The organism is Methylobacter sp. (genome assembly GCF_023227905.1).
GTDB lineage: Bacteria > Pseudomonadota > Gammaproteobacteria > Methylococcales > Methylomonadaceae > Methylobacter_A.
In genome coordinates this window covers 1-11,076 of sequence record NZ_JALOCF010000088.1, presented here as the reverse complement: position 1 = coordinate 11,076, position 11,076 = coordinate 1, and the positions used below count along the sequence as shown (strand labels likewise).

Below are 11,076 nucleotides of genomic sequence, written 5' to 3'. Positions count from 1 at the left end.
TTTAAAACTATTCAACCCCGGTCGCTTGCACCACTGAAACCTTATCGATCCCTATGCAAACTCGACTCGCTGATTTCATTAACCACACCGATACGGGCAGAGAAGCTGAAGCCATTTTGCGCAGCTGTGTGCATTGCGGATTTTGTAACGCAACTTGTCCGACGTATCAATTGCTCGGTGACGAACTGGATGGACCGCGCGGTCGTATTTACCTGATTAAGCGCTTGTTGGAAGGGGAAGCTGCGACCGAGGAGACTCAACAACATCTGGATCGCTGTTTAACTTGCCGGTCTTGCGAAACCACTTGTCCGTCCGGCGTCAAGTACAACCGACTGCTGGATATCGGTCGCGAGATTATAGAAGCACGTGTTTCCCGGCCATGGCCACAACGGTTGTTGCGGCGACTGCTGTTGTTGAGTTTGCCGTACCCGCGCCGTTTTAAGGTGCTGGCTGGTATTGGTGCTGGGTTGCGGCCAGTGTTGCCGAAGCGTCTGAAGGCCAAATTGCCATTTAAGCAAACCGCTGAAACTTGGCCTGCCGCACGTCACGAGCGGCGGATGTTGATTTTGCAAGGCTGCGTGCAGCCGGCCTTGGCGCCGCGTATCAATACAGCCGCGGCAAGAGTGCTCGATCGCCTCGGTATTGGTGTCGTGCCGATTGATCATTGCTGCGGTGCGCTGAGTTATCATCTGAACGATCAAACCTCAGGTTTGGACATGATGCGCCGCATCATCGATGCCTGCTGGCCGCATGTGGAAAACGGCATTGAAGCCATTGTCACAACGGCCAGTAGTTGCGGCGTCACGATCAAAGATTATGGCCTGTTGTTAAAAGATGATCCTCTCTATGCCGACAAAGCTGCACGAATCGCCGCACTGACCAAAGACCTCAGTGAGGTACTGCAAGTCGAGGATTTATCGAGCCTGCAACCGTTGTCACATAAAGTGGCTTTCCACTCGCCTTGTACCTTGCAACATGGTCAACGACTAAACGGTGTGGTGGAAAACCTGCTCACTCGATTAGGATTTACCTTAACGACTGTCGCCGATGCGCATCTGTGCTGCGGATCGGCAGGCACGTATTCTATTCTGCAACCGGAACTCGCCGGGCGTTTACAAGCGGCTAAAATCCAGGCGCTTCAGGCCGAACAACCCGATGTGATTGCGACCGCTAACATCGGCTGCTGGATGCACTTACAGGAAAAGGCCAGTGTGCCGGTGGTACATTGGGTCGAGCTATTGGCGCTTTGAATGGAGAGCTGAAACGTGAAAGCTGTGGCGTTGATTTACACAGCGACAACTCCCGAACCAAATTAGGTATTTTGAAATGCATTTTTTCGCATCCGGTACAACTCCGGGTCAAAAAAACAGCGGTCTTTTTCCGGTCTTTTCTGGGCTTTTCGCAGTTGGATGGGGAACTGAGCAATACTGAAAACTCTTAAAGTGTTTAGTATGATGGAGAAACAGGCGGTTGAAAATCGCTGTTCGTTTTACTGTTAATCATTAGGTCGGCGGTTCGAGCCCGTCCGGGGGAGCCAAAAAAATTAAGCCCTTACAGCAATGTAAGGGCTTTTTTTTGCCTGCTTGGGGCACTCGCGGGGCACTTCGGAATAAAAAGCCACAATTAACCTTAGTACAATAGGTTGCTTGCCAGCAAAATACTTTCATAAAGTATGATTGAGGATGTTTGATGAATTCAATTACTGATGTTGAACTGAAACATTTGCTCAGATTTGTTGGTTATGGTCGTCTTGATGCTAAAGTCTGGTTTATTGGAATGGAAGAAGGTGGCAACGAACGCAATATCGAAGACAATATCCGTTCGCGTTTGAAATTCTCCCATGTCGAAGATTGCGCCGAGGCTCATACCATCTTTCTCAAGGAATCAAAATTTCACACCGGTAAAAGAGTTATTCAACGCACATGGCGTGGCATGTGCTACATCATGTTGAGTCTCGAAGGGGGCGATACGAAGCCAGAAAGTATTCGTAATTATCAGGCTGAAAGGTTGGGACATTCTCGTTCTTCTGGACAAACGCTGCTCTGTGAGCTGATGCCGCTTCCGAATCCAAGCATGAAAAAATGGTGCTACGGTGAGTTAATTCGGCGATTTCAAACGCGTGATGAATATTATAAAACTGTAAAGCCATTTCGAATCAGATTGCTCCGAAAATTGCTTAGAATGTATTTACCCAAGGTTGTTATTTGCTACGGCAAAGGCTATTGGGCAGACTACCGTAGAATGTTTCCCGAATTCAATTTTTCGAAGTCTAAGTGCGGTCAGTTCGAAGTAGCTGAGGAAAAGGGGCAGGTTGTTGTTCTAACTCCCCACTTCACAGCGCGCTCGATGAATGGGAAATTTGACGATGTAGTAGCTATTGTCGAGCCGGTGTACAAAAAGTGTGCAAAGGTATAATCCGCAGGAACAAGCAATTTAGCTTTGCTTCGCCGATTGTGACCTATTGAATCAATGGGCTTGCAAACATGTAGTCTATTTTTTGTCTTCATTGGGCATAAAGGGCTTAAATATAAAGCCATAGTAACTATCAAAAACAAATAGACCGGATTTTTTATCTAAAAACCCCCTATCTATTGCTAGTCAAACCAGCTAAACGCACCCAAGACTAAATCCCCGGGCTGACTAAAAATTAGTCAAATGAGCTTGTTTTTGTTTTTCAGTGTCCCATGAGTGCCCCATGCAGGCAAAATAATGTGTGAAAACATCTAATACTTATCACATATTCAAGTAGTTACAGATTTATGATATTGTGATTGTTAATCAGCGTTCATTTTTTCCAATTACCACGTTGGTATTGCCAGTCATTATATTTAAAAAAAATAATCAGATAGAAGTTATTGGTGGAAAGTCTGGATGCTGTTTTTTAAAAAACTGGCAAAGTTTGGAAGCTGATTAACAGACGGTGTCTTTTCAGCAGGTCGGCGCGGTGGTCTAGATATTTTTATAGACCAAGTCGCCACCACTGGTTGAAGGAACTTGTTTTCTTAATTGGTATGGTGCTTATTACGGCCGATCGTCCAAGCCGCCAATCGCTGTGTTATGACCTAAAGCATCGGTATGCACGGTATTGCCAAAAGCGTTGCAGACAGCATACCGCCAAAAACCACCGTACTGATAGTCTGTTGACTGGCCGCGCCGCTCACGGTTCCTGAGCAAGGGCACAAGATCCAAAAGCGAACGAGGTCATGACGATGGGCAGGAATCGTCGACGAATAGCTTCTAAGTACTTCCCTAGCTTTTACTCTTCAGTTTCACGATACACCCAAGCCATAAACAATTGGTATCCCAAAGCCAACATCACCGATCCCAAAAACAAACCGATAATCCCGCCGGTTGCCATGCCGCCTAACGCGCCCAAAAGGATCACCGGCATTGGGACATCCACGCCACGACCCAACATCAAGGGTTTGAGGATATTGTCCGCCATACCGGCAACCAGGGTATAAACAGCATACATCACCGCGACCGCAGTGGAGTCATTCGTGGAAAACACATAAATAATGGTCGACAGTGCAATAAAGATGGCAGGAATTTGCACGATGCCCAACAACAAAACCATCAAGGCCCAAATACCGGCGGCGGGAATGCCTACCAAGATAAAACCGGCTCCCAGTAAAAGGGCTTGGATGCAGGCAATGCCGATGACGCCCTGCGCCACGGCCCGGATGGTCGCCGTCGAAAGCACGACCAAGATTCCCCCTTCCTTGTCACCGGCTATCCGTTTGGCAATGGCCTTGGCCGCCGCATGGGCAGATGAGCCATAGGCCATCCATATCCCGGAAAGCACTAAGGCAGCCAAGAACATCAAGATGGCCTTGCCGGCGCTGGCGGCATAGCCCAGCACTTGTTTGGTGACTACGCTAATTTTGGGTTCGTATTTCGCTACCACGCCACCAAGGTCAGTATGCGCAGCCGACCATAATGCATATAGTTTATTGCCCACCAACGGCCATCCGGCGACAGATTCGCTGGGCGCAGGCACTTGCAGTGTCCCGCTCTGAACTTGTTTCACCAAGGCAGTAGATGAATCCGCAAAGGAAAAAACCAATAGGGTCGTGGGAGTGAATACGCTCAATATTATCACCAGCACCAAAGCCGTTGCGGCATAGCCATCTTTATTACCCATCTTACGGGCGATCAAGATATGCAAGGGATACAAGGCCACGGCCAATATCAGCGACCATAACATCAAGCCGATAAAAGGCTTGAATATTTGATAGCAATAAACGACCAAAAAAAATATCAATCCTACGCGGATGAATAAATCAAGCACTTTGTGCGAGATAAGCTTTTCCAACGTCTTATCGGGTAACGGATTCTTTTCGTTGTTCATCACTGATGCTCAATTTCTCATTCAGAAAATTACGCACTGAGTTTTCGCGCTTTATACAATAATCGGCAATTATTATTGCCGGCCGGATACATATAAAAAAAGATTAGTCCTTATGTGAGGGTTGCTTCCCTAAGGTTTTGATAAGAATTATCTACCCGATAGGTAACCCTCACACATTTCCAGGTCGGTACAGATAAAGCCAGGGTTACTATTCTTGTGGACTCTTTTTCAGCAACGGCATATTAGATGCAATTTCGAGATCGAGTAAAAGGCCGATTTCGTATTCTACTTGCAGAAATTTTGCAGCAATTATTGGTGAAGTGGCTTTTTTTATTTTTTTGTAATACTCCTTGAGCAATTCGAGCTTCTTTTCGCGTATTGCAATAGCGCGTTTAGCAAGGTTGTTTGCCGTATCGTCAGTCATGTTGTTCAAGTTGTACTGGTAATCGCGAATTAACGCGAGCCTTTCGTCATTAAGCTTTTTCAATTCCGCCTCGTACGGGTAATATTCATGCCAGAAGGCATTGTAATTCGGATCGTTCTGATCCAATTTCATAGCCTGATTGATCATGACCACCTTGTCCTGTCTCATATCTGCTCTGACATATTCGACATATGCAGTGGTCCTATCAGTCATCGGTGGAGCTTTTGGCGTTTCCGTTGCGCAACCTGTCAGCAACGCTCCTGTTATGGCAACCGCCGATAAGCAATATGTCTTTTTTTTATCAACTGGGATGTTAGTCATAGCACTTTCTCCATACAAACGAAATAAACGAAGAATATAAAAACCCTCTTCGCGTTGGGTTAAATGATCATTTGTTAAGCTCACTCCTTATGAATGGAGTTTTCATTAACATTGAACAGATCAAAAGCTAACACTTTTAATATTTGGCTCCCCTGAGGCCGGAAGTCCTGAATCTGCGACTGCATAATGCGCGTCGCGCGAATAGGTGAGAATTTGAATTCCGCGATGGTTATTCTTCTTCTAAGGTTTGTCGCGCATGTTCCAATAACGCACGCTGCTCATCGTCCATTTCGGGAAATTCAAGTCCGAGATTGCGCAATGTCGTAGTGACAATGTCGGCGACTATGGCTCGAGTCGCCCATTTATCATCGGCCGGCACGATGTACCAAGGCGCCCATTTGGTGCTGGTTGCACTGATGGCTTTTTCAAATGCGTCGACATAATCGTCCCAATAGCTGCGCTCGATAAGATCGGCCAGTGAAAATTTCCAGTTTTTTTCGGGGCGTTCCAGCCGGTCCATGAAGCGCTGTTTCTGTTCTTCCTTCGATACATGCAGAAAGAACTTCAATACGACCGTACCGCTGCGTACCAGGTGGTGCTCGAAGGCGTTAATATCGTCGTAGCGATCCTGCCAAAACGCCTTGCCGTGCTTGCCGTCCGGAAGCTTTTGTTGTTCCAGCATGTCCTTATGGACTTTGACTACCAGCACGTCCTCGTAATAGGAACGGTTGAAAATGCCGATGCGGCCGCGCTCGGGCAGGGACTTCATATAGCGCCAGAGAAAGTTATGGTCCAGTTCTTCGGCCGACGGCTTTTTGAAACTGAAAACCTGGCAGCCTTGGGGATTGACGCCTGACATCACGTGCCTGATGGTGCCGTCTTTTCCCGCCGCATCCATAGCCTGCAAGACGATCAGCAAGGCATAGCGGTCATCGGCGTACAGCAATTGCTGGCATTCAGACAGCTCTTCAATGCTGGATTGCAAAATCTCAGATGCTCTCTCCTTGACGAATTTCTTGCCTGCGGATTTCATTTCATCGGTTTGCTTCCAGCCGGTGTGGTAATCCTTGAGCCGGACTTTGGTATCAGGTTTGACCCTGAATAAATCGATGATTTCTTTTTTAATCATGGCAATGCTCCTTGCAACAGCTTTGGGGATTATTGGACATTACGGCCCGGCAAGTATTGACCGGCGAGTTGCTCGATGTCCTTGCCGTAGCGTTCGTAATCCGGCGAATCGGGGCGGCTGTAATTCCAGTTCTTATAGAGGCCGGTCAGCTTGGTAAAAAAATCCCGGGCTTCGTCCTTGTCCTGAAACTTAAATTCCGCCGCAACCAGCTTTTTTAACACACCGAAACTGGCCAGCTGGCGCTCGCGGGGCATGCAGGCATCGACCTCATCGAAAGCATCCTGCTGCAAATAAACCATGTCCAACAGCATCGATTTTTGCCATTCGATGAAATCTTCAAGAGTAATGCCTTCTTCGCCGGTAACTTGCATAATTTGATAAATGCCGTCGCCGCGCTCCAGCAGGGTCATCATGTTTTTGACGTCATTGACCCATTCGGCATTGAGTTCCTTGGTAAACCAGGGCGCCAATTGATCCAGGTAGCGGGACCACGACAGCAGCGGATCGATAGCCGGATAAAAGCGCTTGTAGGCGCGGTCGGCGGACAAGCCGAGGAAGGTCTTGACGGTGCCGAGCGTGGACTGGGTGACCGGCTCCTCGAAGTTTCCGCCGGCCGGAGACACCGTGCCGATCAAGGTCAGCGTGCCGGTAGAGCCGTCGGCGCAACGGATCACCCCGGCGCGCTCGTAAAGGTTCTTGATCGCGGAATCGAGATAGGCCGGAAACGCTTCCTCGCCAGGGATTTCCTCCATCCTGCCGGACGTTTCGCGCATTGCCTGCGCCCAGCGCGAGGTCGAATCGGCAATCAGCAACACGTCGTAGCCCATCTGGCGGAAATATTCCCCCAGCGTAATGCCGGTGTAGATCGACGCTTCGCGGGCCGCGACCGGCATCGACGAGGTGTTGCAGATAATGATAGTGCGGTCCATTAACGTGCCGCCGGTGCGGGGATCGGCCGTGTTCGGGTATTCGTGGATGGTTTCGACGACTTCCCCGGCGCGTTCGCCGCAAGCGACGATAATCACGATATCGACGCTGGAGTAGCGCGCGATCAGGCTCTGCAATACCGTCTTGCCGGCGCCGAACGGCCCTGGGATACAACCCGTGCCGCCCTGCGCGATCGGAAAAAAAGTGTCGATGATGCGGGTCGCGGTGGTCAGCGGCTTCGATGGAAACTGCCGCTCGGTATAACGCTTGCGCAGCAGATGTTCTGGAATCGGGCGCCGGATCGGCCAGCGGAGGGCCATGGTCAATTCCTTTTCTTCACCGTTCGACGTCTTGTAGCGCGCAACAACCTCGTTAATGGAAAAACTGCCGCCTCGAATCCAGGTCAACTGGACCGGTTCCGCTTCATTGAAAGGGACCATGATCTTGTGCTTGAACGGGCCTTCGGGAACCGACCCCAGCACACCGCCGGGAGGCAAGGTATCTCCTATCTCTGCATCCGGACTGAACTGCCATTTTTTATCAAGATCAAGCGGCGGCATCAACACACCGCGCGGCAGGAAAAAACCGTATTTTTGCGCCAGACCGTGCAAGGGGTTCAGCAAGCCGTCGAAAACCTGACCAAGCAGCCCAGGGCCCAAGGTTGCAGAAAGCATTTCGCCGGATAATTCCACCCGGTCGCCGACCCGCACGCCGCGGGTATCCTCGAACACCTGCATGTCCGCGGTGCGCCCCCGCACCCGAAGGATTTCGGCTTTCAGCCGTTCTTCGCCGACGCAGACGTAGCCGACTTCGTTTTTCATTACTTCGGCGGCTTCGTCAAACTCGATCAAGACCAGGCTTTCCTTGACGCCTACCACGGTCGCATAGACGGCGCCGGTATTTTCATTGGACATGTTTTATCTCCTCGATCAATACTTGGAAGCGTTGTTTTGCGGCGCTTGCATCGCGCTGCAGCCAAGCCTGCAAAATATCCCATTTGAATACAAAGGCGGTGATCGCTTCGAAGCCGAAAGGACGCCTATCTCCCAAGCGGGACAGTTTTCGCCATACGGTGTCCATTAGCAGGCGGTCCAACGCCATCGCATCGGAGGCTGCCAGATAGCTGTTGGCTTCGTTCACCCAGGGATAAACCGTACCCAGCCGGAAATCGGGGGCATCCCAGTGGGCTTCGATATGTTTGACCAAGCGGCCGACGCCCCATCCGGGGTATTGTTCCGGATCGCGGCCGGCTTGCCTGATACGCAATGCGGCAATAACGGTTTGCTGGTCCAGGCGGTATTCCACGAACTCCCGTAACACCGGCTGGCTTATGCTTTGCAGCATTGTCTTATACTGCGCCGCGATTTTGCCGCCGCTTTCAAGTTTGCCGGCAGGCAGTCTCCAGCCGGCCAAAAATTCAGCCTGCAAGATCTGCCGGGTTTCATCGGCATCCAGCATGCGTAAACGCTGTTCCAGGCGCAAACGGCTTAGGGGGAGCCGCTCGGCATTCGCGAAATAAGGCAAGTGCGGCAAACTTGCCACGACCGTGTAGTAATCCTCTTTCATGGCTGTGGACACCCTTATTCCGCAGCTGTCAACAGGGCATGAAAACGCGGCAGCAACTGGCCGGCAAGCAATTTGGCTATCGCCTTGTCGGATAAATCGATTTCCAGCTGTTCGCCGACCAGGCGCACTTTCGCGCCGCCTTCGACGCTGCTGGATGGAATCAATTCAACGCCTTCGCGCAGCATATCGCTGGAAAGGCTCAAGATGGTCTGCTTACCCAGTTCGCGCAGCTTGGGATCGGACTGTCCGGTCAATAGGGCATCGGACAACAGAATTTGAATTTTCTTGTCCTTGATGAATTCATCCGCGCTGTGTCCGGCCAAGACTAAAACCAGGTTTTTCATCAATTCCCGGTCTTGCGTCGAGGTGGTGACCAGCCGGCGGACAAAGGTTTCGAATGCGGTACCAACGAGGTTCTTCAAACGCGTGACGGTGTCGCGGGCAGAAAGCTTTAAGGCTTCCTGCGCCGCAGCTTGCTCGGCTTCGATATCCGCCGTGGCTTTGGCGCGCAATTGCTCGACTTGTTTTTGCGCGTCCGCCAGCAACTGCGAGGCTTTCGCTTCCGCGTCTGCCAGAATGCGTGCGGCTTCCCGGTTGGCGCTTTGCACGCCTTGGTCGCGGATTCTGTCGATCAATGCTTGTACGCTGGATTCAGTGTTGATTAGCTCGCTCATGATTCGGCTCCGTCAGCTTATTTGGGAATGCCGGCGGAAAGCACCAGCGCAAATACAAATGCGAACACCGAAAAACCTTCGACCAAGGCCGCCGGCGCCAGGGAAATGCCGAAAATTTCCAATTTGTTTTTTGAGGCATTGATGGCCGCAGCGCAGGCATCGCCTTGGGAGAAGGCGCTAATCATCAAAGCCAGTCCGGTCAGTATGCCCAAGCCGAAAATGCCCGGCGCATTGTCGATCGTCAGCTCGCGCCGTAGGGCCATGGTGACGACGATGCCGTAGATGGTTTGCGAGGAAGGCATCGCGGCAACGCCGATATAACGTCCGTATCCGCTTTCGACATCCAGCAGCGCTCCGCAAGCCGCCATGCCGGCGCGAGCACAACCGATCGCGCTACCGACCGCACCCAAAGCCAACGGCGCGAACATCCCCACCCAGCCAAGCGCCACGATAAAAGTATCCATAGTGAACCTCCAGTCGATATTAAAGTTTTTATAAAACCCGGTTGCGGGATATGCAGATATTTTTCCCTTTATCTTTCCGTGCGACGGAAAGGCTTGTATAGCGATCCTTCTTCCTTCAATCCCCAATTAAAAAACTCGATCACGTTAAGCCGTAAACCGTGAATGACCGCACTCGCCAAACCCAACAGGAGGTTGACCGCATGCCCTAAAAGCAGCACCAGGAATGCAAAGAAAATACCAACCCCCGGCATCGCGTCATTGATTCCCATGGCCATGTTATTAAATTCCGCAGCCAATGAGCCGCTGGCGAGGCCCAGGGCAAACAACCGCAAGTAGCTGAGCACGTCGCCGAAAGCTCCGGATAGTTTGGTCAAGCCGAGCAGGCCTTTCGACAAGCGGGATAACGGTTTTTCGAAAGGCGCCGAGAACAGCAATACCAGCAGCACGCCGACGCCAGCCAGGATCACCGATAGCGGCTTTAAAACGCCTGGCGCGAACGCCGTAGCCAGCAAAAACGCCAGTCCACCCGCGACAATGCAGGCCCAGCCGACCGAGCCCAAGCCTTCCACAAGGTTTTTATGCCGAGCCGCATCCAGCGATGCCCCCAAGATGACATGGATGCAACCGATGAATACTGAAATCGCCATCATCAGATTGGTGTCGCTCATGTCCAATACATGAAATGAAGCCAGCAACGAGTCCTTGGGAGGCGTGACGCCGAAATAGCTGCCGATCAGCATGCCGTAGAGCAGGGAAAAAATAACGATCGCCAGACATAATGGCCGGAATCGCCTTCCGCCCGGCGATGCGCCCATTTTTCGCCAAAAGAACAGCAGTACAATTCCCAACAACAACGCATAACCGGCATCGGCCAGGATCATCCCGAAAAACAATGCAAAGGAGATGAAAACGATCTGTGAGGGATCCCAGGCCCGATAACCCGGCGTCATATAGAAATTGACCAGGTTTTCACCGGCTGCAAGCCAGGGAGGGTTGTCCAGATAGGTTGGCGGATTATCGTCCGGTTGTACTTCCTGGGCATCAATATGCAGCCCATGCCGGTGCGCATAGCTTTGAAGTTCCTCAAGCCGCATGTGCGGAGCCCAACCGCGCAACGCAAACATGCCGGCCCGGTTGAAAGTCTGGTTTTGCGCTGAGTCCAACGCGGCCTTATCTTTCAATGTGGCGACATTGTCGCGCAGCAAGCTGTACCAGCGGGT

At 51.1% G+C, this 11,076-nt stretch carries 10 protein-coding genes; 2 read left to right on the top strand and 8 right to left on the bottom strand.

From position 1 onward, the window contains the following. Nucleotides 1–53: 53 nt before the first annotated feature. Nucleotides 54–1,250 (top strand): glycolate oxidase subunit GlcF, encoded by a 1,197-nt coding sequence (glcF, locus tag M0R47_RS20740; protein WP_292558263.1) that lies wholly within the window; start codon nt 54–56, stop codon nt 1,248–1,250. A gap of 439 nt (nt 1,251–1,689) precedes the next feature. Beyond that, complete coding sequence (locus M0R47_RS20735; protein WP_292558262.1) at nt 1,690–2,415, top strand: hypothetical protein; 726 nt, start codon at nt 1,690–1,692, stop codon at nt 2,413–2,415. An 841-nt stretch (nt 2,416–3,256) separates the two neighbouring features. Here the strand turns inward: M0R47_RS20735 and M0R47_RS20730 are convergent. From M0R47_RS20730 to M0R47_RS20695, 8 genes are all read right to left on the bottom strand, one after another. Continuing rightward, nucleotides 3,257–4,351, bottom strand: coding sequence for an AI-2E family transporter (locus M0R47_RS20730; RefSeq protein WP_292558261.1), 1,095 nt, complete (start codon nt 4,349–4,351; stop codon nt 3,257–3,259). Nucleotides 4,352–4,559: 208 nt separating this feature from the next. Beyond that, nucleotides 4,560–5,180, bottom strand: coding sequence for a hypothetical protein (locus tag M0R47_RS20725; protein ID WP_292558260.1), 621 nt, complete (start codon nt 5,178–5,180; stop codon nt 4,560–4,562). Between the two features lie 145 nt (nt 5,181–5,325). After that, complete coding sequence (locus M0R47_RS20720) at nt 5,326–6,225, bottom strand: polyphosphate kinase 2 family protein (RefSeq protein WP_292558259.1); 900 nt, start codon at nt 6,223–6,225, stop codon at nt 5,326–5,328. Between the two features lie 29 nt (nt 6,226–6,254). Beyond that, nucleotides 6,255–8,066: a V-type ATP synthase subunit A gene (locus M0R47_RS20715; RefSeq protein WP_292558258.1), complete on the bottom strand. Its 1,812-nt coding sequence runs from the start codon at nt 8,064–8,066 to the stop codon at nt 6,255–6,257. Further along, nucleotides 8,056–8,718, bottom strand: a complete 663-nt coding sequence (locus M0R47_RS20710; RefSeq protein ID WP_292558257.1) for a DUF2764 family protein — start codon at nt 8,716–8,718, stop codon at nt 8,056–8,058. Before M0R47_RS20710 ends, M0R47_RS20715 begins: the two co-directional genes overlap by 11 nt. Before the next feature lie 14 nt (nt 8,719–8,732). Then, on the bottom strand, nt 8,733–9,392 hold the full coding sequence (locus M0R47_RS20705; RefSeq protein WP_292558256.1) for a hypothetical protein: 660 nt from the start codon (nt 9,390–9,392) through the stop codon (nt 8,733–8,735). 17 nt (nt 9,393–9,409) lie between these two features. Next, complete coding sequence (locus M0R47_RS20700) at nt 9,410–9,856, bottom strand: ATP synthase subunit C (protein WP_292558255.1); 447 nt, start codon at nt 9,854–9,856, stop codon at nt 9,410–9,412. Nucleotides 9,857–9,924: 68 nt separating this feature from the next. After that, nucleotides 9,925–11,076 (bottom strand): V-type ATPase 116kDa subunit family protein (locus tag M0R47_RS20695; RefSeq protein WP_292558254.1); only part of this gene is annotated, 1,152 nt, incomplete at its 5' end.